This window comes from Halopenitus persicus, from assembly GCF_002355635.1.
GTDB lineage: Archaea > Halobacteriota > Halobacteria > Halobacteriales > Haloferacaceae > Halopenitus > Halopenitus persicus_A.
In genome coordinates this window covers 951,524-974,658 of the sequence record NZ_AP017558.1, presented here as the reverse complement: position 1 = coordinate 974,658, position 23,135 = coordinate 951,524, and the positions used below count along the sequence as shown (strand labels likewise).

Below are 23,135 nucleotides of genomic sequence, written 5' to 3'. Positions count from 1 at the left end.
TGCGGCCCGACCGTTCGGAGTGGGTCGGTGCGGCCCGACCGTTCGGAGTGGGTCGGTGCGGCCCGACCGTTCGGAGTGGGTCGGCACGGACGTCGAAAGGACTACAAGCTGACGGCTGCCTTGAACGCTGGAACGGGATACGGATGGATCGATCCGAGACGGCGCGACTGCTCTCCGCGATCCTGATAGCCGCGCTCGGGGCGTTGCTTGCGGGCATCTTCACCTACGACCTCTATCAGGACGTCGTGCTCGAGGGGAACGCCGTCTGGACCGCGCTCCTCGAGAACAGCGTCCCATACCTGTTGAGCGCCGCGATCGTCGGCGTCGGGGTGTGGCTCGGCGCGGTCGCCGACGGGATCGACGCGACCACGGTCCTGCGATGGACCGTCGTGAGTCTCGTCGCCGTCCTCGCGTTGGCCGCGTGGGTCTATCTGATACAGCGACGCCAGGGACGGATCAAGCCCTTGATCATCCTTGCCCAACTGTCCGCGGCGGCACTCCTGGGCGGGATCGTGATCGGACTCTACAGCGAACGCCGGCGTCGCCGCCGAGCGCAACTCGCCGTCGAGAAGTCCCGGCTGGAGGCGCTCTTCGAGAACACCTCCGACGCGGTTGCGCGGGTCGCCTTCGACGGGACGGACCCGGTCATCGTCGACGTCAATCCCGCCTTCACGGAGACGTTCGGATACGCCGCCGGCGAGACCCGCGGTCAGTCCTTTGACGACCTGTTCTCGGAGGCCCACTTGGACGACGACCTCTCGGAGTTTCGCGCGCACGCCCGGCGGGGGGAACGGTACGAAACGGAGATCGAGCGCGAACGCGCCGACGGGGTGACCGGCGTCTTCGTGGTCCGGTTCGTTCCGCTGGACGCCGCCGCCACGACGGCGGACGGATTCGCGGTCTACACCGATATCACCGAGACGCGACGGTACGCGGACCGTCTCGACGCGCTTCACGAGGCGACCCGCGACCTCATCGCGGCGAGCACGCGGTCCGCGGTCGCCGGCCGCGGCGTCGACGCCGGCGCGACGCTGCTCGATCTCGAGATCTCCGGCATCTACTTCCGCGCGGAGACGCCCGACGGACCGGTGTTGGAGCCGGTCGCGGTCACCGAGGGCGCAAAGCGAACGTTCGCGGCGATCCCGACCCTCGAGCCGGGGTCCTCGCTGGCGTGGGAGGTCTACGAGTCGGGCTCGATCGCCCGTTTCGACGACGTCCGCACCGCGGACCGTCTCCACAACCCCGAGACGCCGATCCGCAGCGAGCTGATCGTTCCGCTCGGCGACCACGGCGTGTTCATCGCGGGGTCGCGCTCGGTCGGCGCCTTCGACGAGGCCGACGTGGCGCTGGCGCGGATCCTCTGTGCGAACGTCCGAAGTGCGCTCGACGGCGCGAGACGCGAACAGGAGCTCCGTGCCCGCGAACGCGAGCTGGCCGAACAGAACGCTCGGCTCGAGGAGTTCACGAGCATCGTCAGCCACGACCTTCGGAACCCCCTGAACGTCGCCACGGGCTATCTCGAGATCGCCCTCGAGGAGGCCTCGACGAGCGAGAGCGCCGACCCGAGCGTCCTGGAGCAGGTCGACAATGCCCTCGACCGGATGAATCGGCTCATCGAGGACCTGCTGACGCTCGCCCGGCAGGGCGAGTCCATCGGCGAGACCGAACGCGTGGACCTCGGGGCGGTTGCCGCGGCCGCGTGGGAGCACGTCGACGCCCCGGACGCCGCCCTGTCGGTCGAGGCGGACGCGACGATCGAGGCCGACCGCGGCCGCCTCCAGCAGCTCCTCGAGAACCTCTTCCGAAACTCGGTCGAACACGGCGGCTCTGACGTCCGGATCGTCGTCGGAGATCTCCCGGACGGTGTGGGGTTCTACGTGGCCGACGACGGTCACGGAATCCCGGAGTCGGACCGCGAACGTGTCTTCGAGTCCGGATACACGACCCGCGAGGGCGGAACCGGGTTCGGCCTCGCGATCGTCTCCGAGATCGTCGACGCCCACGGCTGGGAGATCGCGGCGACGGACGGCGAAACGGGCGGCGCCCGCTTCGAGATCACCGACGTCTCCGCCAGGGAAACCGCGGACGCGGTGGAGACGGCGTGACGAACCGACGCGGCGTGACAAATCGACGACCCCGCCCCGCGGAAACCCGCAGTTGCGACGATCGGCGCAGTCGGGGTCCGTTGGCGGCTCCGGACGCCGGCACAGCCACCGTCTTTGGGCCTCCGGACGCCGGCGCCGGCGTCACTCGAGCAGCTCCGCCGCGGCCGACGCGAGCCCCTCGATCGACCGGTCCCGGAGCCGGTCCGACCCGAGTTGGAGCCTGAGGCGGGGACGGCCGACGTCGATCGGCACCTTCTCGGTGTCGATCACGCCGTGGTCCTCGAGGTCCGTCTTCGTGCGCGAGAAGGTCGCCTTCGAGGCGATCCCGACGTCCTCGCCCCACTTCGAGAGGTCGTACAGCAGGACGCCGTGTTTCGCGGCCACGAGCAGCGCGACGGCGACCGCGTCGAGGCGGTCGGCGAGGTCGGTCCCGTCGATCGCCTCGAGCATCGCCTCGAAGTCGGCGCGGGGCTCCTCGCCGAGCGCCTCGTCCATCGTCTCGCGAACGCGGTCGAGCGCCGGCGTTCGAAGCCGGTAGTCCGCCGCGTCGGCGAACCGGGCGCGGTAGGCGTCCCCGACGGACTCGCGGAACGCCTCGTCGGTCGTCGAGAGCACGCCGATCCCGTCGGTCGCCTCGACGAGCGCGGCGACGCGGTCCGCCGAGACGAGCAGGGTCGTCGAGAGATCCACCTCCGGCGTCCGGATCGTCAGGATCCGACGGTCGACCAGCGCCGCCGCCTTCGAGGCGAGCAGAAAGCCGTCGGTCGCGTCCTTGATCGTTCGCTCCTCGACGAGCAGTCGAACGTCGGGGATGTCGGTCGTCTCGCCGTCCATGCCGGCGGAGACGATCGCTTCGATCGTCTCGATGGAGGGATTGACGACGAGGAGGTCCTCGTCGCCGTCGGCGGTCGCCGATGCAAGCACGGCCTCGACATCAGCTTCCACGGTGCTGGAGACCATTCGTTGGGTATGTGATCCGCTCTCCGCACTTAATATTATGGGTAACAATGGCTATATCATCACTGAGAACGTGTGAAATAACCACATCAATCGGACGAACGATCGGCGAAATCGCCGTCGGGCGAACGATGACGGGCGTCACCAGTTCTCGACGTCGCGATCACGCCGAGCGGCGCGCTCGGCGGCTCTCCCGTCCATCGTCTCGCGACGATCGCATACGGGGATGACCGCGACGACCGCCGCGGTCGGAATCACCCGAGGAAGACGTCGACGACGTCGCTCGCGCCGGAGGTGGCGTCGCGATAGAGCTCCGAGTAGCCGCAGTCGGTGCACGAGACCACCGTGAAGCTGTTCGTCTGGATGTCGAACATCTTCGAGAGGCCGCCGCCGGTCGTGGAGATCGTGCCGACCTCGGTCTCGTCGTGGCCGCACTTGGGGCAGCCGCGGTCGTCGGCGTCGGCGCTCGCGTCGCTGCCGGTCTGCGTGTCGGGGTGGGGGACCATGTTCGGCGATCGGTCGGTCTCCGTAATCAATCTTCCCCCGGATCGTTCGCCCCCGGATCGTCCGCGGGCCGCGCGTCGACCGCCGGACGAAGCGGATTTACGCGCCGGTCCCCGAGGGATCCATAATGAGCACGCCGACCCCCGAGGCCTTCGAGCAGGGGCGCGGGATGGACGCGCACAACGCGGTGATGCGCGAGGTCCGCGCCGAGCGGGACGAGACGTACGACCCCCACGAGCCGACGCGGGTGTGGATCGACGAGGACAACACCCCCGACGGCGTCCGCCAGTCGCTGACGATCATCCTCAACACCGGCGGCTGCCGATGGGCCCGCGCCGGCGGCTGTACGATGTGCGGCTACGTCGCCGAGTCCGTCGAGGGCGGCAGCGTCACGCACGAGGCGCTGCTGGACCAGATCGACGTCTGCCTGGACCACGAGCGGACCAACGCCGACGAGCCCTCCGGGCTGGTCAAGATCTACACCTCCGGGTCGTTCCTCGACGAGCGGGAGGTCCCCGCCGAGACGCGCGCGGCGATCGCCGAAACGTTCGCCGACCGCGACCGGATCGTCGTCGAGTCCCTGCCGGACTTCGTCACCGCCGAGGCCGTCAGCGACTTCACCGACGTCGGCCTCTCGACCGACGTCGCGATCGGGCTCGAGACGGCGACCGACCGCGTGCGCCGGGACTGCGTGAACAAGTACTTCGAGTTCGCGGACTTCGAGGCCGCCTGCGAGGAGGTCCGTTCTGTCGACGCCGACGCCGACGGCGTCAGCGCGGGCGTGAAGGCGTACCTCCTGTTGAAGCCGCCCTTCCTCGCGGAGCCGGAGGCCGTCGACGACATGATCGCGTCGATCCGGCGCTGTGCGGCCGTCGAGGGCTGTCACACCGTCTCGATGAACCCGTGTAACGTCCAGCGGTACACGATGGTCGACGAGCTGTTCTTCGAGGGCGGCTACCGTCCGCCGTGGCTCTGGAGCGTCGCTCATATCCTCGGGGAAACGGCAGACGTCGACGCGATCGTGGTCTCGGACCCGGTCGGCCACGGTTCCGACCGCGGCGCGCACAACTGCGGGGAGTGTGACGACCGCGTGCAGACGGCGATCAAGGACTTCGACCTCCGGCAGGACCCGAGCGTCTTCGAGCAGGTCGACTGCGAGTGCGAGCGGACCTGGGAGCACGTTATGGCCGCGGAGACGAGCTACAATATGCCCCTCGCCCGGTAGGGAACTTGGCGGCCGCCGGATTCTCCCGCAGAACGTCGCTCGTCCTGCGATCTCACTTGCCCGCGGTCCGATGGAGCCACGTCGCACAGCCGATGGCGATCACGCCCGCGACCGCGCCGATCGCGAACGCCACGCGGTAGCCGGTCATCGTGTACACGCGAACCCCGTCGAGCAGCTCGCCGGTCCAGTAGGCGTCGAGGGCCGTCCCCATCAGCGTGGGGAAGGTGGCGGCGCCGAAGAAGGAGGCGCCGTTGATCGCCCCGAGCGCGACCCCGCTCGCGCGGTCGTCGTACCGTGCTCTGACCATCGGATACGTGAGCACGAAGGCGCCGACGAGGCCGCCGAGCGTGAGAAAGACCGCGCCGACGACGAAAAACGGCGGGTCGCCGACCGCCGCGACGGTGGCCAACGCGGCGGTGTGGACGACCGCCGCGGCGACCACGACCGGCGTCCGGACCCCGGTCCGGTCCGAGAGCCACCCGAACGCCGGCGGGCCGACCGCCGTTCCGATGCCGCCAAGGAGAGTGATCGTCGAGGCGGTCGTCACCGAGACGTCGTAGACCTGGACCACGTAGGGGATCCCCCACAGGCCGATCAGCGTCAGCTGCACGCCGCCGGTGCAGTACAACAGCAGCGCGACGGCCCACGCCCAGCGGTCCGAGAGGACGCGCGCGGCGTAGCGGCCGACCTCGGCCGTCGACGGGCGGTCATGTGCCGACGCCTCGGTGATGGCGGAGAACCCGGCCGCGGACGGCGTGTCGCGGACGAGAAGCAGGAGCACGGCCGCGACCGCGATCCCGGCGACGCCGAGGACCGCCATCGTCGTCCGCCAGCCGGCCGCCGAGACGACGACCGCCAGCGGCGTGGTGGCGAGGAGGCCACCCGCGCCGCCGACGGCGAACGAGAGGCCGCTCATCGTGCCGAACTCGTCCGGGCGGTACCAGTTCGCACAGAAGCGCAGCACCGCCACGAAGATCAGGCTGCCGCCGAGGCCGATCAGGAACCGGGCGGCAAGCGCCGTCGCGTAACTGCCCGCCAGCGCGAACCAGACCGCCGCGAGGTTCATCACCGCGGCGCCGGCGGCGGCGGTCAGCCGCGGGCCGAACCGGTCGACGAGGATCCCGGTCGGCAGCTGCAGCAGCGAGTAGACGAGGAAGAAGACCGCGTGCAGGGTGCCGAGCTGGGCGCCGCTCATCGAGAGCGCGCGCATCAGGTCCGCGGCCAGCACCGCGGTCGACAGCCGGTAGAGGCTCACGAGGAGGAACGACGCCGCGAGGATCCCCCACAGGATCCACCGTCGCCGGTACGGGTCGCCCCAGACGCGGCCGAGCGCTCCCGCGGTCATCGCTGCCGGCGGAACCCCTCGAGGTCGTCGATCGCGATCGGGCTCGTGGGGTACGGCGGCGACGCGTCCGGGTCGTTGAACGCGCGCGGCGCCACGTCGTTGGGTCCGTCGGGATACAGAAGCGACGCCAGGACCTGTATCTGTCCGCGGCCGACGCCGAGCTCGAACTGCCCGCCGCCGTAACACCGGATCCCGTTCCCGCGACAGTACTCGACCGTCTCGAACAGCGACCGGATCGAGCCGAACCGGGACGGCTTGACGTTACACCAGCCCGGATCGACCGGCAGGGACCGGAGACTCTCGAGGTCGGTCACGGGGTAATCGAACGAGAGCCGCTCGGCAGCCCCCGCCAGTCTGTCGTGCGTGTCGTCGGTGAACGCGGCGTCCTCGACGACCGCCGCCGGGAACGCCTCGAGGACGCGGTCGTAGAGCTCGGGGTCGGCCGGGACGTCGACGTCGGTTCCCTCGTACCACCCTTTTAAATCGAGCACCCGGACGGCGTCGGTCTCGACGAGCGTCTCGACGAGGTCGGCGGTCCAGTCCGGCGTCGGGTCGAGCTTGAACTCCAGGTCGGGGTCCGTCTCGAGCAGCCGCGCGACGCGGTCGGCACTCGGCGGGTCGCCGAGCCGGGTCGAGACGACGAACCGAGCCGGGTCGAGCGCCCGATCGAGCACGCTCGCGAGGTCGGCGTCGGCCTGTCGGAGGGCCAGATCGAGGGCGGCGCTCTCGTAGGCCCACCGGCGGTACGCGCGAAACCCCTCGCGCTCGGGCGGCTTCGTTTCGAAGAGGTCGATCTCGGCGAGCCGGTCCGACAGCGAGTCGACCGTCCACTCGCCCTCTATCCCGACCGCGGGCGCGTCGGCGAACGCCTCGTGATCCGCCGTCTCGTAGGTGACGTCCTCGCCGCGGCCGGTCTCGCCGCGCCCCGATAGCGCGATCTCCGTGGTGACGCGCTCGAAGCCGCTCGTGGTGTCGGCACGATGTCGCGTCCGGCGCTCGTTCTCGATCGTGACCGGGAGATCCGCGACCGCCTCGTAGAGGTCCATACCCGACCGACTCGGGGGCCGCACTTGAAGGTTCCAGCCCCGGCTCCGACCGCCGGCATCGTCAGCCAGGCGGACGATCCGCCGCCGGCCCCGTTCCGGTCGGTGACCGTCCCGGGAGTCGCCGGCGCCGCCGTGTCATCGATTCTCGCGTGTCCGCACGATAGGAAAGGCATTTGAGTGGGCCACGAGACAGTTGTCACATGACCGAGGACGCCGACGAGGCCGTAGAGACCTTCTACTCCGAAGAACGCTGGCAGAACTGGATCTCCCGGATCGAGGAGGAGGAGCTTGATCCCGAAAGCGAGGACTCCGCCCGCCTGCTGATCAACCTTCAGGACGACGCCGCGATCGCCGTCGCCAAGGTCCTCTCGGCGTACGAGGACGGCCGGATCGACGAGGACCGTGCGCTCGAGGAGCTCGAGGACGTCCGCGGGATCGTGCTCACCGAGGTCGACTTCGACGACGAGGACAAGACGATGCTGATCGACGGCGTCCAGACCTCGCTGGTCCCCGTCTTCTACGCGGCCGAGGAGTACGTCGTCGGCGGCGTCGTCGAAGGCGACCTCGACGAGTACATCGGCGCGGCCGCCGACGCCGAGGCCGACGAGGACCTCGATGCGGCCCTCGGATACGTCGTGCAGGCCGGCACGCGCGTGATCGACGGCGACCGGCTCGACATCGACCTCGTGGAGAGCATCGAGTACGGCCTCGTCTCCGAGTGGGTCAACGGCCTCGACTCGCTGCAGTCGGCGATCCAGGACCCGGAAGTCGTCGAAGAGGACTGACGGCGCACCATTGACCGGCCGTTCGGCGTCTCGACCGCGAACGCTGAACCGCCACCCCGGGACGCCAGTTGCATACGGTGCTTCCCGGTGGAGCGTTCAGCCACGATCGCTGATCTCCGCTCTAGTCGTTCCCCTATCCCTGGTTCCCCTTCCCCGGGTTGTTCTCAGGACCGCCCCCTCGCGGTCCCTGCGTGACCTGGATCTCGTATGACGCCGACTCGTACGTCTCCGACCCGTCCAGGATCGTCGCCGTCACGGTGTACTCCGTGTTCGGATCCGGGCCGGTGAAGACGACCTCCGCACGGCCCGCGGCGTTCGTGGAGATGGTCGAGGGGCCGACGACGGATCCGCCGTTGGTGACGGTGAAATCCACCGTGGCGCCGCCCACCGGATTGTTGTGCCGGTCGCGAACCTCGACCACGACCGGGAGTTCCGTGTCGGGCGGGACGACTCGACTCTGTCCGAGGACGGTCGTCACGTAGGCGGGATCGGGATCGCCGTTCGCGTTCCCGCCATCGTCGCCGTCCCGGAGGGTCACGACCGCGGTCCGGAGCCGATACCGACGCGTGCCGTCGAGCGTGACCACGACGTTTCCGCCGGTCGCCGCGACGTCGAGGACCCGGTCGTTCGACGACTCGAGCCGCGTACCCGTGGTCGCAGCCCACTCGGCAGCGTCCACGCCGGCGGGGGGCTGGAGCCGGAGTTCGATGTCATTCCGTCCGTCTTGCGACCCCGTGACGACCACGGTTCCCGTCGCGGCGCTGGTCGTCTCCGCGGTGAGGCTGACGCTCGATCCGCCGGCGTCGACGTCCCCGCGGAGCAGGGTGATCCGGATCCGGTCGTCCCGAAGCAACGTCTGGCTCGCCATCGGTATCGGTCGGCTCCCGGCGACGCGATACGCCTCCTGTCCGGTGACGACCATCGGCTGGCCCGTGAAGACGTTGTAGTCCGGATCGAACCGGAGGTCACGCGTCGTGGCGGTGCGTCCGTCGACGTTCGATTCGACGAACGTCCGGACGTTCCCGGGCTCGCCGTCGACCGCCTGCATGTTCTCGATCGTGATCGTCCGCTCGTCGGTCGTCGACAACCGGTTCGGGGGCGGACCGGGATTGACGAACAGCAGCCGGTTCGGATAGTCGACGCCGGTGTTCACCGTCGTGCCGGCGGTCGCGTCCCGACCGGCGGCAGCGAGGACGTCGTTGCGAACGTCGGTGAGATCGGCCGCCGCCTCCTGGTAGGCCGCGAACTCGACCTGCCGGTTCTGGTCGGGGATCACCGTCGCCTGCATCACCGAGATGCTCACGATCAGGAAGCCGAACAGCAGGATCGCTCCGATCTGCATCGACTGTGCACGGTCCCCCCCACGAGCGTCCATTACGTGCCACAAGGGGGCCCGACCGGCAAATAGTTGGTCCTCGTCGGTGAGTCGATCATCACCGTACCGCCGAACGGACGGGACGAGATGCGGACGACGGAACGGTCGTGGACGGGACGAGATGCGGACGACGGAACGGCCGTGGACGGGACGAGATGCGGACGGGAGGCAGTCCCGACTCGGTGCCGGTGTGTTCTCCAACGGGATTAGTCATTCTTCCACGATACCTGCCCAGAAATCACGGAACTAAATCCAAGACTATATTTTTAAAACATTTCATTACTAGCCACTCAGTGAAAATTTTGGAGATATTTTGCGATATAAAGTACATAAATATGCATTATGTGGGTTTATATTTATAAATATAGTATATAAACAAGCCGATATCAGTGTGAGTTCGTTGGAATATGTGCTTAAAAACGACCGTTCGTTGGTGTTTCACCCACGACTATTCCTCCCGGGATCGGGTTTTGTGAGGGACAAAATATCTGCGGATGGATTACAGACATATCCGTGTGATAGTCGATCGATTCGACCGCGGAAACGAGCCAAAACATGGCCGATTTTTGAGTCCCGCAAAACGACATTCGGCGGCCGAGCGGAGCGTTTCGAGGGCCCGTGGCTCCTCGTACAGCGGGCGGCACGGTCACCGAACGAGCGACTCGGCGTCCGCTCTGCCCGGGTGCACGGGACGATGCACGTGTCGCTACACGACCGACGGGTGCACGAACCGCGACGTCCTGAAAAGGGTGGGTGGCGGCTGGTCCGGCTACGCGAGCCGGTCGGCCAACAGCTCGAAACACTCGTCCATCACGGCGACGCCGCGGTCGATCTCGTCGTCGTCGATGACGAGCGGCGGGTTGATCCGGATGGTGTTCCCGTTCCATCCCTGTCCGGCCGGCAGGATCAGCCCTCGATCGATCGCGTCACGGCGGAGATCGATGCTGTGGTCCTTCGCGAGCGGGGACCCGTCGTCCGGGTCGACGAGGTCGACCCCGATCAACAGGCCGCGACCGCGGATCTCTCCGATGAACGGATACGACGACTGCAGATCGTGCAGCCGGTCCAGGAGGTACTCGCCGGCCTCGGCCGCGTTTCCGGCGAGGTCCTCATCCTCGAAGACGTCGAGGCTGGCGAGCCCGGCTGCCGTGGCGACGGGATTGCCGCCGAACGTCGAGAAGTAATCCATGCTCTCGAAGGCGTCGGCGACCTCGGGCGTCGCGATCGTCGCGCCGATCGGCATCCCGCCGCCGAGCGCCTTCGCCGTGGTCATCACGTCGGGCTCGACGTCGTAGTGGTCGATCCCGAACGGCTTCCCGGTCCGGCCGAACCCCGTGATCACCTCGTCGGCGATGAAGAGGATGCCGTGGTCGTCGCAGATCTCCTTCACACGCTTGAAGTATCCCTCCGGAGCCGGGATGTTGCCCGCCGTTCCGAACATCGGCTCGGCGATGAAGGCGGCGACGTCGGAGACCTGGTACTCGAGGACGTACTCCAGGATGTCCGCGTACTCGGCGCCGGTCTCGGGTTCTCCCCCCGGGAACTCCTCGCAGTTGTAGGAGGGTACGTGGGTGACCGACGGGAGGAACGGACCGAATCCCTCCCGATATCCAGACCACCCGACGAGCGAGCGCGCGCCGTACGTTCGGCCGTGGAAGGCCTCACCGAGGGCGAGGAACTCGTGGTTGCCCGTCGCGCGACGGGCGAGCGTGAGCGCCACCTCGACGGCCTCCGACCCGGAGTTGACGAAGTAGGACCGCTCGAGATCGCCGGGCGCCACCTCGGCCAGGCGTTCGGTGAGTCGCCTGCTCGGCTCCGTCGGGAAGTCGTAGGCGCTGAAGTTGAGCCGCTCCGTCTGTTCGGTCACCGCCGAGACGACCTCGGGATGGGAATAGCCGTGGGACATCGCCGCGTGCTGGGCGAAGAAGTCGACGTACTCGTTCCCGTCGGCGTCGACCACCGTCGCCCCGTGTCCCTCGACGAGCTCCGGCGTCTCCTCGCCGATGAATCGCGATACCGCTGGCATGAACTGACCGCTCTGTGACCCCATATCAACCTCCGACACGAACCACCTATATAAACATTTCTGAAGGATCCAGACGGGATGTCCCCTGAGACCGACGTCACGCCTCGCTGATCAGGAGCAGCGTTACGCCTCGCCGGCCAGGAGCAGCGTTACACCTCGCCGGCCAGGAACCGACGACACGCCGCCGCGAGCACGTCGCCCGCGGCGAGGACGTCGTCCCATTCGATCGACTCGTTCGGGAAGTGGGCCTGGTCGATGGTTCCGGGACCGAAGATGACGCTCGGGATCCCGGCCTCGATGTAGAATCGCGAGTCGGAGCTGTACGTCTTCCCGACCGGATCGACGTCCTCGTATCCGGCCTCACCCAGCGCCGACTGCATCGCGCGGACGATGGGTGCCTCCGGGTCCTGCTCGGCGGGTTCGAAGTGGATCGAACGACGCTCGAAGGACGGCGGATGCGCCGACAGCCACTCGTCATCAGCGACGACCGCCTCGAGGCGGTCCTCGTACTCCCGTTCCACCGCCGCGAGCGTCTCGCCGGGGAGGAAGCCGATCCGGAACTGCGCCGTGGCGGTCGCCGGCACGTTCGAGACCCAGTCGCCGACCTGCGCCGTTCCGACGTTCATCGGACAGTTGATCGGATAGTCGTAGAGCGGATGTTCCAGGCGGTCGTGCCGTTCGGTCTCGAGATCCCGGAGGGCCTGATGGATCCGCTCGAAGTGAACGAGCGCCGATTCGCCGCGCCACCGCGTGGCGGCGTGCGCCGAGCGGCCGCGGACGGTCAACTCCTTCATCAGGACGCCCGCGGTCGCGGTCACCACGTCGAAGTCCGTCGGCTCCGTCACGATCGCCGCGTCGCGCTCGAAGGGATACGGGTTCGAGAGCGCGGCCGCGGGCGCGGCGATGCCGCCCTCCTCCTCGCCGGTGACGCTCTCGACGACGAGCCGACCGTCGAGGTCGTTCCGATGCTCGTCGTGGAGCCACTTCGCGACGAAGACCAGCAGCGCGAGGTTGGTCTTCATGTCGGCCGCCCCGCGGGCGGTGAGCGTGCCGTCCTCCCAGTGCGGCTCGAAGGGGTCGGTCTCCCAGGACGAGTCGTCGGCCGGCACGACGTCGACGTGGCCGTTCAACACCAGGGTCGGTCCCGCGTCCGGGTCGCCGAACTCGAGGACGCCGGCGACTCCGGGCCGGTCCGCGGCGTCGATCTCCGCGGCCGTGGGGAACGAATCGATCGTCGCGAGCGCGTCGGCGTCGACGTCCCATCGATACGTCTCGAACCCGAGGTCGGCCAGCCGGTCCTCGAACCAGTTCTGCGCCGGCAGCTCCCGGCCGCTGGTTGATCGGAACCGCAGCAACTCCTCGGTGAACCGTTCGAGGTCCTCGCCGTACGCGCTGGCAAACGATCTCACACCACGGCGATCGCTACCCGGGGAGATATACCTTTCCACGTCGTGGCCGGAGTCGGCGACGTCGCTTTCCAGGGGCGGCTCGCGGCCCGTTCACCGCGTCGGCGGGCTCCCGTATTGACCCTGCTTCACCCCCGACCCGGGAGCGGCCGATCGAACCGGATCGTCAGTCCATCACGAGTGTTCCGGGGCGCCGTCACCGAGGGGATCGCCGCGATACACCCGGTCACCGATCTCGGCGTGGCGGTCCCGGGGTGTCGGGTAGTCACCCGTCTGGAGGTTCACCTCGATCACGTTCGCGACGCTCAACAGTCGCTCCGGGGCCGCTCGCGTGAACCGCTCGCCCTGCAGGCGACTTCGGGGTGCGGAGAAGCTTATCGCGCCCACGGGCTCGTCGTCCTCGTCGAGTATCGGTGCGCCGACCGCCCGGATCCCGCGGATCTCCTCCTCGTCGTTCAACGCGTATCCCCGCTCGCGGATGGTCTCGAACGTCGAACGAAGGGTCTCACGGTCAGTGATCGTCTCCTCGGTCGCCGGCTCGAGGCCGTGTTCCGCGACGATCTCGTCAACGCGGTCGGCCGGATAGTGGGCGAGCAGCGCCTTTCCCGACGCGTGGTAGTGGAGGTGGTGTGGCGGGATCGTTCGAGACCGGACGTGGTAACTCGTTCCGACCGCGTTGTCGCCGAACGCCTCGTAGAGGAACACGCTCAAGCCGTTGTTCTCGACGAGGAGATGTGCACATTCGCCGGTTTCCGCGGCGAGTTCGTCGAGTTCCGGTCGCGCCGCCTGATACAGCGACGAGTGGTGTTTGACGAACTCGCCGAACGGGACCAGCTGCGGGCCCAGCCGATAGGTCGTTCCCTCCTTGACGACGAGGCCGTACTCCCGGAGGGTGGCGAGGTGCGTGTGAACGGCCCCGACCGAGAGATCGACGCGATCGCTCAACTCGGAGACGGAGCTCCCGTCCTGGGTACGCATCGCCGTGAGGATCTCACAGGTGCGCTGAACCGCTCCGATACGACGGCTGTCCGATTGGTCCGGCATACGGACGCGGACGGGTCGTATCGACGTAAGTTTTGTGAGGATCAAAACCCTCGAACGGCGGCTCGCGGTTGGACGATCGCCGCTCCGTTGGGGCGGTACAACAACCTTTATTAAGGGTTGCTACAACTTGTGCCTATGTCGTTTGATACCAACGATGTCACTCGGCGTGACGTAATGCGAACCGCAGCCGCCGGCGGAGCGATCGGACTCGCCGGCTGTATGGGCGGCAACGGCGGCGGTGGCGAGGACGTGAATCCCGCTGACCTCGAGGTTCCGCCCAGCGATCTGGAGGACAACGTCAACGTCTGGAACTGGTACGACGGCTGGGTCGACTGGGCCGTCGAGGAGTTCGAGAGCGAGTACGAGACCTCCGTCTCGACGGCGGCGTACTCCAACCCCAGCGAGTGGTACACCCAGTTGGAGGCCGGCAACGAGGAGATCGACAGCATCTCGGCGACGAGCGCGTGGGTCGTGCGGTCGATGAACAACGACTTCCTCCACCCGCTTCCGGCCGAGAAGATGGAGGGATGGGACGCGCTCAACGACCTCGCCCGTTCGGACGCCGAGGAGTATTACTCGGCGGACGGCAACGTCTACGCGATCCCGGAGACGATCGTCGCGCATCCGCTCACCTACAGCACGGACTACTTCGACGAGGACCCGGGCTCGTGGGACGTGCTGTGGGAGTCGGACCTCGACGGGATGGTCAGCATGCAGGACTGGGGGGAGGTCGCCTGTCGCGTCGCCGCCCTCTACACCGGGCAGGACCCCAACGATCCCGACGACTTCGACGAGCTCGAGGAGGTCCTCATCCAGCAGAAGGACCTCAACAACACCTACTGGCAGGACCACTCCACCGTCCTCCAGATGTTCGATAACGAGGAGATCGTCGCGGCCGTCTACACCGATGGCCGCACCTACGACGGCCAGTTCAACCAGGACATCCCGATCGACATGTCCAACACTCAGGAGGGATTCATGTACACCTACGACACGTTCGTGATCCCGCAGGGAGCGCCGAACCCGCGAGCGGCCGTCGCCTGGACCGACTTCGGGTCCAAGCCGGCAAACACCTCACAGAAGGCGCCGACGATGGGATACGTGGCCCCGATCGACGGTCTCGAAGAGGAGCTCTCCGATCAGCTCTCCGAGGAGGAACTCGAGTTCCTGCAGTGGCCCCAGTCGATGTCGGACAACGCGATGTTCATCGAGCCGCTCTCGGACGAACTGCGCGAGCAGTTCGACCAGATCTGGACCAACGTCAAGGCCGCCTAGATCGACGCCGCCTGAATTCGAGGATGGCGATCTCCATCCCGGAGGTCGCGCTCAGAGCCCAACCGTTTTTACTATCGATCGACGTTCCAGCGACGATCGTGTTTCGGGGAGCGTGATCCGTTCGACCGCGTTCGTGGTCGTGTTTGTACATATCACCCAACGCCCCGTGACGGAGCGAGCGCGAATCCATCAGTAACTGGTCGGCTATCGTTCGGACATACCGATCCGGCATTCGAACGATGGCCGGCGGGGGTCACGCCACGACGACGATCACTCCTGTGGAGCGGTGGCTGACCCATCGACCCCGACGGTTTCGTCCGGTTTCGGGTCGCTCGATGGGGACGCTGGAACACAAATTTTATAACCTACCATTGGCACCGTCAGGGTATGCCGTTTGATCACACTAGTACCGGCCGACGAGACGTCACTCGGGCGTCCATCGGCGACGGCTTCGGTACGTCGAGCATCGGATCGAGCCGCCAGTGCGTTCGCCCGTCCGTGCCGACGACCGGAACCGAGTGCCCGGGCCACGCACGGACCACCCACCGCCCACGGGACGCATAACATGTCGGTCCTCACGATATCCGACCTCCGAAAGGAGTTCGGCGATCTGGTCGCGGTCGACGACGTGAACTTCGAGGTGAGCGACGGCGAGTTCGTCTCCATCCTGGGCCCGTCGGGATCGGGCAAATCGACCATCCTCCGGATGATCGCCGGCTTCGAGACGCCGACCGCCGGAACGATCGAGATCGAGGACACCGACGTCACCGCCGCCCCGCCGTTCGACCGCGAGGTGAACATGGTGTTCCAGAGCCTCGCGCTCTTCCCGCACCTCACGGTGGCCGAGAACATCGGCTACGGCCTCGTCGAGAGCGGCGTCCCGGAGGACGAGCGGCGCGAGCGGATCGCGGAGATGCTGGAGGTCGTGGAGCTTTCGGGCTATCAGGACCGGAACATCGACCAGCTCTCCGGCGGGGAACAACAGCGCGTCGCGCTCGCGCGAGCGATCGTGAACGAGCCCAAGATCGTCCTCTTCGACGAGCCGCTGGCGAGCCTCGACCGGAAGCTGCGCCAGCACATGCAGTTCGAACTCCAGCGGATCCAGGAGGAGACCGGGATCACCTTCCTGTACGTCACCCACGACCAGGAGGTCGCGATGGCGGTCTCCGACCGGATGCTCGTGCTCAACGACGGGGAGATGGAACAGCTCGACAGCGTCGAGACCATCTACGACAAACCCGCATCGAAGTTCGTTGCACAGTTCATCGGCGACATCAACCTCGTTCCCGCATCCGTCGTCGAGGCGAACGGGACCGACGTGACCGTCGAATCGCGGGGCAACCGGATCCACGTCTCGAACGCCGCCGGGCGGTGCGTCGACGCGGTCTCGCTGGAGGTCGGCGCCGACGTCTCGGTGGGCATCAGGCCGACGGGGATCACGCTGGGTGCTCCCGACCGCGAGGACGTGTTCTCGGTCACTGGCAAGGTTCGAAACCGTGGGTACGCCGGGGATGAAACGGTCTACACCATCGACACGGAGTACGGCTCGTTCACCGCGAACACCGAGGACCGCACCTACGACATCGGCCAGGACGTCACCGTCTGGTGGCCCGCGGACGAGGTGTACCTCTTCGCGCCGGAAGGGGAGAAGGCGGTCCCGACTGCAAGCGACGGTGGTGAGCCGTGAGCGTCGCGAATCGCAGTCGTCAGGTGATCGAGTCGGGCGCCGAATACGTCCGCGAACACCGCCGGGCCCGTCTCGGACTGCTCGTCGGCATTCCGGCCTCGGTGCTCGTGGCGTTCTTCATCCTGCCGTTGCTGACCATGGCGTGGATGTCCTTCCTCTCGGACATGCCGCCCGCGCCGTTGACCCTGGAACACTACATCCGGATCTTCACCGGCGACACGTATATTACGGTCCTGTGGCGAACGGCGGTGCTCACCGTCCAGTCGACGATCATCGTCGTCGTCCTCGGCTACGTGCTGGCCTACAGCATCGCCCGATTCTCGAAGCGCGCGACGATCGTCCTCCTGTTGATCATCCTCCCGTTCTGGACGAACTACATCGTCCGGATGTACGCGCTCATCAACATCTTCCAGAGCGGCGGCGTGCTGGACACCGTGATGATCCTGGTCGGACTCGCGAGCGAGCCGAGCGGTATCATGTACTCGCACACGGCCGTGCTCATCGGGCTGGCATACGTGTGGCTCCCCCTGGCGACGTTCCCGTTCTACGCCTCGTTGACGAACATGGACGGGGACCTGATCGACGCCTCGAAGGACCTCGGCGCCGGGCCGATCAAGACGTTCCTGCGCGTGACCCTCCCGATGACGAAGAACGGCGTCATCGCGGGAATCGTCCTCGTGGCGATCCCGGCGTTCGGGTCGTTCATCACGCCCGCCCTGCTGGGCGGAACGAACGTGTTGATGGTCGGGATGGTCATCGAACAGCAGTTCGCGGCGTCGTTCAACTGGCCGTTCGGGTCGGCGCTCGGGATGGTCGTCACCGTCGGCGTCGTGCTCCTGATCGGACTCGGATCGTGGCTGGGTGCCGGCGGCAAGCTCGCCGGAGGTGGTGACGAATGAGCGCGTTCAACGCCCTCGAGGGGTTCATCCACCGTCACGGGGACCGCATCGGCCGCGGCCTGATGGTCCTCATCCTGACGCTGATCTGGATCCCGATCGGCGTGGTGGTGCTGATGTCGTTCGCCGGCGAGGGGGTCCTCTCGTTCCCGCCGGAGACCTACACGGTGCGGTGGTACGCCGAAGTGTTGAACAACGACGACGCCATCAGCGCCACGCTGACGTCGCTGCGTGTCAGCTTCGTCGCCACGCCGATCACGGTCCTGATATCGCTCCTTGCAGCCTACGGGGTCGCGCGATACGACTTCCGCGGGAAGAACGCCCTGCAGGCGCTGCTCACCCTCCCGATCATCGTCCCGCTGGTCGTGACTGGCGTCGCGATGACGCTGTTCTTCGGGAACATCAACCTCTCCTCGGGGTTCACCACGGTCGTGATCGCACACATCGTCCGGACCGTGCCGTTCGCCGCCCTGATCATCATCCCGACGGTGATCGGCTTCGACCGGACGCTCGAGGAGGCCTCGAAGGACCTCGGCGCGAGCGAGCTCCGGACGTTCCGGCGGGTGACGCTCCCGAACATCATGCCGGGAGTCATCGCCGGCGGGCTGCTGGCGTTCACGGTCTCGTTCAACGAGTTCGTCTACACGTACTTCGTCCGTGACACGGCCACGCAGACGCTGCCGGTCTACCTGTGGGGGCTGATCCGGTACGGGTTCAGTCCCGAGGTGAACGTCATCAGCGTGCTGTTCCTGCTGTTGGCGGCCGCGATCCTGCTCGTGGCGGTGTCGCTCACCGGGCTCAAGCAGGTCATCCTCCGCGGCTAACCGCCGCGGACCCGTCCGTCGCGGTTCGACCGTTTCGGCTTCGTTTCGCGGTTCGACCGTTTCGGCTTCGGTCGGTGTTCCCCATCCCCGAGTCGACGGCTCGCCGATCGTCAGTCCCGGATCGGGACGTTGAGCACCGTCGGTCCGCGCTCGTCGATCGCCGCGGCGAGTTCCTCCTCGAGGGCCTCGCGGCCGACGACGTCGACGCCGGTCGCGCCGTGGCTCTCGGCGTTGGCAGCGAAGTCGATGTGGGGATCGAAATCCATCGCCGTGAAGCCGTAGTCCTCCTCTGCTCCACCGAGGACGCGCATCGTGTTGTCCTTGAGGATCCGGTAGTTCGCGTTGTTGGCGACGACCACGGTGAGGTCGACGTCGTGTCTGACCGCCGAGTAGATCGTGTTGGGGTAATAGAGGTAGGAGCCGTCGCCGATGACGCCGATCACCGGGCGTGGATCCTCGCGGTCGTTTTCGGCGATCGCCGCGCCGACCGACGCCGGGAGCCCGTACCCGAGGCCGCCGGACTTGTTCCCGTGGAGCTGGTCCGGGCCGAGCCCGAACTCGGAGAAGACGGCCCGCCGGGTGGTGACGCTCTCGTCGACGAGCCGGGCGTCGGGTGCGACCGACCGGATCCCGTCGATGAGTCCCGTCTTCGAGAGCCGGCCGTCCGCCTCCGGTCCCGTCGAGGTCGACTCGGCGGATCGGTCGCGCTTTCTTTCCCGGACGGCCTCGAGTCGACGCTCGCGCTCGGCGTCGGCGACACGGGAGTCGACGGCGTCCGCGAGCGCGCCGAGCGTCGCTCCGATCTCGCCGATAAGGCTCACGTCCGCGGGGTCGTTCTTTCCGAGCTCCCAGGCGTCGACGCCGACGTCCACGACCGTCGTCCCCGGACCGACGACCGGCTCCGTGAACCCGAGCGTCGGCGTGTTCGTCGAGCAGCCGATCCGGACGAGAACGTCGGCGTCGTTGATGTCCCGGACCCCGTCCGCGGTCGCTCCCGAAACGGCCACCCACTGGTCGTGCTCCATCGGGAAGGCGACGTTGGACTGCAGCACCTCGCCGTAGACCGTGGCGCCGGCCGCCTCGGCGAGCCGGGTGGCCTCCGCGACGGCATCGGCCCCCGCCCAGGCGATCTGGTCGCCGACCACCATCGTCGGCGACCCCTCGGCGTCGGCGATCGCCGCGGCTGCGCGCTCGAGATCGTCGGGTTCGGCCGTCCCGAGCGACGGCGGGGGCGTCAGGGGGGCAACCGGCGCGTCGGTCTCGTCCAGCAGGACGTCGAGGGGAAGCGAGAGGAACACTGGTCCAGTCGGCGGCGTGAGCGCAATCTTGAACGCACGCCGGAGCATCTCCGGCAGCGCCACGACCCGCTTCACCTCGGCGCTCCACTTCGTGAACTGGTCGGTCATCTCCACGAGGTCCCCGTGGAGGATCGGCTCCTGGTGCTGGACGTCGGTCCGGTGACAGCCGGCGGTGACCACGAGCGGTGCGTTCGAGACGCTCGCGGCGTAGAGGTTGCCGAGCCCGTGGGCCATTCCGGGCGCCACGTGGAGGTTGACGACGCCGACGGGAAGGCTCTCGCCGGAGCGGACGGCGTCGCCGATCGCCGAGCCGACGCGGTCACGACGGCTGCAGGCGTACCCGGAGGCCATCCCGACGGCGACGTCCTCCTGGAGCCCCAGGACGTATTCGATGTCGGTGCCATCGATCGCCTCCATGATCGGGACCTCGGTCGTTCCGGGGTTCCCGAAGAGGTATTCGGCGCCGTACGATTCCATCGCCTCGACGAAATACTCCGCTCCTGATCGGGTCATACGGGGGTGGCTATACGAGATGGCCCCGCCGTTAATTAGCTATCGCTTGCACTGGATTCGAGTCCGTGCCCGGTGGGTGGCTCGACGTTCGATGATCGACGCATCGACAGAACTAATCCCCAGGCCGTGGGGTGTGGGAGTATGGACCATTCCATCGAGATCGATCCGGATCGGTTCCGCCGCAGCTTCGAGACGTACTCGGCGATCGGTGCGACCGAGAACGAGGGACTTCACCGGCTGACCCTCACCGACGAGGACGCCGAGGTCCGCGACCTGTTCGTCTCCGATCTGGAGTCGCTCGGACTCGAGGTGACGATCGACGAGATGGGGAACGTCTTCGGGCGGCGACCCGGAACGGACCCGGACGCCGACCCGGTGATGATCGGATCACACCTCGACTCCCAGCCGAAGGGTGGGCGGTACGACGGCCAGCTCGGGGTGTTGGTCGCGCTGGAGACGATGCGCGCGCTCGAGGACGCGGACGCCGAGACCGATCGGCCGGTCGAGATCGTGAACTGGACGAACGAGGAGGGATCCCGGTTCGAGAACCCGCTGCTGGGCAGCAGCGTCTTCATCGGCAACACCTCGCTGCAGGAGGCCTACGATCTCACCGACGACGACGGGATCCGGTTCGAGGACGAACTCGAACGTATCGGGTACAAGGGCGACGCGCCGTGTAAAGCGCGACCGATCCATTCCTTCCTCGAGCTGCACATCGAACAGGGCCCCTACCTCGAGGAACACGGAAACGCCGTCGGCGTCGTCGAGGGCGTCTACGGGATGGCGTGGCTCCAGGCCACGATCCACGGCCACGCGGACCACGCCGGTCCGACCCCGATGCACACGCGGACCGATTCGCTGACCGCCGCCGCGAAGGCGATCCGTGAGGTCGAGTCGCTCCCGCTCCGGCTCTCGGAGGACGCGGTCGCGACCGTCGGCCGGATCGACGTCGAGCCCGACTCGATCAACGTCATCCCGAGCCGGACGGACTTCACCATCGACGTCCGGAGCTACGACGACGACGTCGTCGACCGCGCGATCGAGGAGGCCGAGTTCGAGGTCGCGACCGCCGCCGACCGGGCCGGAGCGGAGTACGACCTCGAGCAGATCTGGCGCATCCCGCACACGGAGTTCTCCCCGTCCGTCGCGGACGCCGCGGCCGCGGCCGCCGAGGCGGTCGACGCCTCCTACGAGCGGATGGTCTCCGGCGCCGGCCACGACGCGAAATACCTCAACGAGATCGCCGACACCGCGATGCTGTTCGTGCCCAGCGCCGACGGGAACACCCACAACGAGGCGGAGTTCACGCCCTGGGAGGACTGCGTCACCGGCGCGCGAACGTTCGCGGAGGCGACGCGCCGGCTGGCCACGGCCGAGGACTGAGCCGCCGGCGAGCTGCATCGCCGTCGGAAGCGTCCTTGCGGACCTCAACGAGCGTCCGTGACCGCCTCGCGGAGGGCCCGCGTCGCCGCACCGGGATCCGCCGCGGCGGTGATCCCCGAGATGACGGCGACTCCGGCCGCGCCGGCCTCGACCACCGGGGCAGCGTTGTCGGCGTCGATCCCGCCGATTCCGACGACCGGGATCGGGACCGCCGCGGCGATCTCGCGGACGCGCTCGGGGCCGATCCCGTCCTTCCGGTCGGCGACCTCCTTCGAATCGCTCCCGTAGACCGCGCCCACGCCGAGGTAGTCCGCCCCCGCCTCGACGGCCGCGGTCGCCTCCGCCACCGTCGACGCCGAGCAGCCGACGATCGATTCCGGGTCGAGCTGCTCCCTGGCGACGCTGACGGGGAGGTCCGATTGACCGAGGTGGACCCCGTCGGCGTCGACGGCGGCGGCGAGGTCGATCCGGTCGTTGACGATGAACGCGACGTCGGTCCCCGCGGTCCGGTCCCGGAGCCGCCGACCCAGCCGGTAGCGCTCGCGGGCGTCGACGCCCTTCTCCCGGAGCTGGACCGCGTCGACTCCCGACTCGATGGCCGCGTCGGCGATCGCCGCCGACTCGCGGCCCGCCGACCGGCTCCGCTGCGTCACCAGGTACGTGCGCCACTCCGTGGGGGGCTTCGGTTCGACCGTCTCGTTCGATCCGGGCGTTCCCGACGACATCGGATCGCGGTACGCGGTCGATGCCCTTCGGCGTTTCGGCACGTGACTCGGGCGGCGTTCCGGCACGGACGCCGAACGACGGTCCGGCACGAGACCCACGCGGCCCCCCGGCACGAGATCCACGCGGCGCCCCGGCACAAGACCCAAGTCGATACCGGCCGAATCGGACGTATGGACACCTCCATCGACGTCGACCCGCCGGCCGAGGGGTCCGGATCGTCGGTCGGCGGGACCGACTCGTCGGGACCCCCCGCCGACCGGTCCCGGGTCGGGATGAACGGCCGGCTGTTCGGGGTGCGGGCCTTCGCGGTCGCCGCGGTCGCGCTCGCCGTCGGCGGGTTCCTCGGCGGGCTGGTCCCGATCGTCGGCGGGACGCTGGGTCGGGCGGTCGGGGTCGCGGGCGCGGCGTTCCTGATCGGCGCGCTCCTCGCCGACCGGCGGTACGCCGAGACGGCCCTGGCCGGCGTCGTCGTGGGCGCGGTGACGTCCCTGCTCGGGCTGGTAACCGTCGGCTTCCTGCCGGTCGGCGTGCGGTTCCTCGGGGAGTACGGGGTCGGCGTGGCCGGCTTCGGCGCGGTCCTCGGACTGGTCCTTGCGGTCGTCGGCTATTATTTCGGCCGCGACCTGCGCGACGGCCTGACCCGCGAGGTGGGCGGCTGAGCCGGCCGCGGCGCCTCGGCGCTCCCGAGCGGGGAGTTGGCGGGTCGCCGCACGAT

19 protein-coding genes are annotated in these 23,135 nt (G+C 67.9%); 9 read left to right on the top strand and 10 right to left on the bottom strand.

What is annotated here, in order from left to right:
• The first annotated feature begins 143 nt into the window (after positions 1 to 143).
• Positions 144 to 2,105 carry a sensor histidine kinase gene (locus CPZ00_RS04705; RefSeq protein WP_096389856.1) on the top strand — a complete coding sequence of 654 codons (1,962 nt, stop codon included), beginning with the start codon at positions 144 to 146 and terminating at the stop codon, positions 2,103 to 2,105.
• 141 nt (positions 2,106 to 2,246) lie between these two features.
• On the opposite strand, the gene tbsP is transcribed toward CPZ00_RS04705, so the two are convergent.
• Together tbsP and CPZ00_RS04695 are read right to left on the bottom strand one after the other, a co-directional pair.
• A complete protein-coding gene (gene tbsP, locus CPZ00_RS04700) occupies positions 2,247 to 3,065 on the bottom strand; it encodes a transcriptional regulator TbsP (RefSeq protein WP_096389855.1) in 819 nt (272 codons plus the stop codon).
• Between the two features lie 251 nt (positions 3,066 to 3,316).
• Positions 3,317 to 3,568 carry a zinc ribbon domain-containing protein gene (locus CPZ00_RS04695; RefSeq protein ID WP_096389854.1) on the bottom strand — a complete coding sequence of 84 codons (252 nt, stop codon included), beginning with the start codon at positions 3,566 to 3,568 and terminating at the stop codon, positions 3,317 to 3,319.
• A 125-nt stretch (positions 3,569 to 3,693) separates the two neighbouring features.
• Between CPZ00_RS04695 and CPZ00_RS04690 the strand changes: the two genes are divergently transcribed.
• Entirely contained in the window at positions 3,694 to 4,791 is a 1,098-nt protein-coding gene (locus tag CPZ00_RS04690) for an archaeosine biosynthesis radical SAM protein RaSEA (protein ID WP_096389853.1), read from the top strand.
• Between the two features lie 52 nt (positions 4,792 to 4,843).
• Here CPZ00_RS04690 and CPZ00_RS04685 read toward each other — a convergent pair whose 3' ends face one another.
• Both CPZ00_RS04685 and CPZ00_RS04680 read right to left on the bottom strand, forming a co-directional pair.
• Entirely contained in the window at positions 4,844 to 6,136 is a 1,293-nt protein-coding gene (locus CPZ00_RS04685; RefSeq protein ID WP_096389852.1) for an MFS transporter, read from the bottom strand.
• Positions 6,133 to 7,182, bottom strand: a complete 1,050-nt coding sequence (locus CPZ00_RS04680; RefSeq protein WP_096389851.1) for an enolase-like domain-containing protein — start codon at positions 7,180 to 7,182, stop codon at positions 6,133 to 6,135. The genes CPZ00_RS04685 and CPZ00_RS04680 overlap by 4 nt, the downstream gene beginning before the upstream one ends.
• Before the next feature lie 200 nt (positions 7,183 to 7,382).
• On the opposite strand from CPZ00_RS04680, the gene CPZ00_RS04675 reads away from it, so the two are divergent.
• On the top strand, positions 7,383 to 7,967 hold the full coding sequence (locus CPZ00_RS04675) for a DUF2150 family protein (RefSeq protein ID WP_096389850.1): 585 nt from the start codon (positions 7,383 to 7,385) through the stop codon (positions 7,965 to 7,967).
• A 133-nt stretch (positions 7,968 to 8,100) separates the two neighbouring features.
• Here the strand turns inward: CPZ00_RS04675 and CPZ00_RS04670 are convergent, their stop codons facing one another.
• The 4 genes from CPZ00_RS04670 to CPZ00_RS04655 form a co-directional block, all read right to left on the bottom strand.
• Positions 8,101 to 9,342 carry an Ig-like domain-containing protein gene (locus CPZ00_RS04670; RefSeq protein ID WP_157744179.1) on the bottom strand — a complete coding sequence of 414 codons (1,242 nt, stop codon included), beginning with the start codon at positions 9,340 to 9,342 and terminating at the stop codon, positions 8,101 to 8,103.
• A 769-nt stretch (positions 9,343 to 10,111) separates the two neighbouring features.
• The gene (locus CPZ00_RS04665) at positions 10,112 to 11,368 is read right to left on the bottom strand and encodes an aspartate aminotransferase family protein (protein ID WP_157744178.1); all 1,257 of its coding nucleotides are present in this window, start codon (positions 11,366 to 11,368) and stop codon (positions 10,112 to 10,114) included.
• A 149-nt stretch (positions 11,369 to 11,517) separates the two neighbouring features.
• The gene (locus tag CPZ00_RS04660; RefSeq protein ID WP_096389847.1) at positions 11,518 to 12,777 is read right to left on the bottom strand and encodes a M20 family metallopeptidase; all 1,260 of its coding nucleotides are present in this window, start codon (positions 12,775 to 12,777) and stop codon (positions 11,518 to 11,520) included.
• 171 nt (positions 12,778 to 12,948) lie between these two features.
• Entirely contained in the window at positions 12,949 to 13,818 is an 870-nt protein-coding gene (locus CPZ00_RS04655; protein WP_096389846.1) for an IclR family transcriptional regulator, read from the bottom strand.
• Between the two features lie 174 nt (positions 13,819 to 13,992).
• Here CPZ00_RS04655 and CPZ00_RS04650 point away from each other — a divergent pair, with 174 nt between their 5' ends.
• From CPZ00_RS04650 to CPZ00_RS04635, 4 genes are all read left to right on the top strand, one after another.
• Positions 13,993 to 15,093 carry an ABC transporter substrate-binding protein gene (locus CPZ00_RS04650; RefSeq protein WP_199243393.1) on the top strand — a complete coding sequence of 367 codons (1,101 nt, stop codon included), beginning with the start codon at positions 13,993 to 13,995 and terminating at the stop codon, positions 15,091 to 15,093.
• 565 nt (positions 15,094 to 15,658) lie between these two features.
• Positions 15,659 to 16,780, top strand: coding sequence for an ABC transporter ATP-binding protein (locus tag CPZ00_RS04645; RefSeq protein ID WP_096389844.1), 1,122 nt, complete (start codon positions 15,659 to 15,661; stop codon positions 16,778 to 16,780).
• A complete protein-coding gene (locus CPZ00_RS04640; RefSeq protein ID WP_233255137.1) occupies positions 16,777 to 17,679 on the top strand; it encodes an ABC transporter permease in 903 nt (300 codons plus the stop codon). The genes CPZ00_RS04645 and CPZ00_RS04640 overlap by 4 nt, the downstream gene beginning before the upstream one ends.
• Complete coding sequence (locus tag CPZ00_RS04635) at positions 17,676 to 18,500, top strand: ABC transporter permease (RefSeq protein WP_096389843.1); 825 nt, start codon at positions 17,676 to 17,678, stop codon at positions 18,498 to 18,500. The genes CPZ00_RS04640 and CPZ00_RS04635 overlap by 4 nt, the downstream gene beginning before the upstream one ends.
• A 110-nt stretch (positions 18,501 to 18,610) precedes the next feature.
• Here CPZ00_RS04635 and CPZ00_RS04630 read toward each other — a convergent pair whose 3' ends face one another.
• Positions 18,611 to 20,311, bottom strand: coding sequence for a thiamine pyrophosphate-binding protein (locus CPZ00_RS04630; RefSeq protein WP_096389842.1), 1,701 nt, complete (start codon positions 20,309 to 20,311; stop codon positions 18,611 to 18,613).
• 141 nt (positions 20,312 to 20,452) lie between these two features.
• On the opposite strand from CPZ00_RS04630, the gene CPZ00_RS04625 reads away from it, so the two are divergent.
• The gene (locus CPZ00_RS04625) at positions 20,453 to 21,694 is read left to right on the top strand and encodes a Zn-dependent hydrolase (RefSeq protein WP_096389841.1); all 1,242 of its coding nucleotides are present in this window, start codon (positions 20,453 to 20,455) and stop codon (positions 21,692 to 21,694) included.
• A 44-nt stretch (positions 21,695 to 21,738) separates the two neighbouring features.
• On the opposite strand, the gene thiE is transcribed toward CPZ00_RS04625, so the two are convergent.
• Positions 21,739 to 22,419: a thiamine phosphate synthase gene (thiE, locus tag CPZ00_RS04620; RefSeq protein ID WP_096389840.1), complete on the bottom strand. Its 681-nt coding sequence runs from the start codon at positions 22,417 to 22,419 to the stop codon at positions 21,739 to 21,741.
• 171 nt (positions 22,420 to 22,590) lie between these two features.
• Here thiE and CPZ00_RS04615 point away from each other — a divergent pair, with 171 nt between their 5' ends.
• Positions 22,591 to 23,079, top strand: a complete 489-nt coding sequence (locus tag CPZ00_RS04615) for a hypothetical protein (protein WP_157744177.1) — start codon at positions 22,591 to 22,593, stop codon at positions 23,077 to 23,079.
• Positions 23,080 to 23,135: the final 56 nt, after the last annotated feature.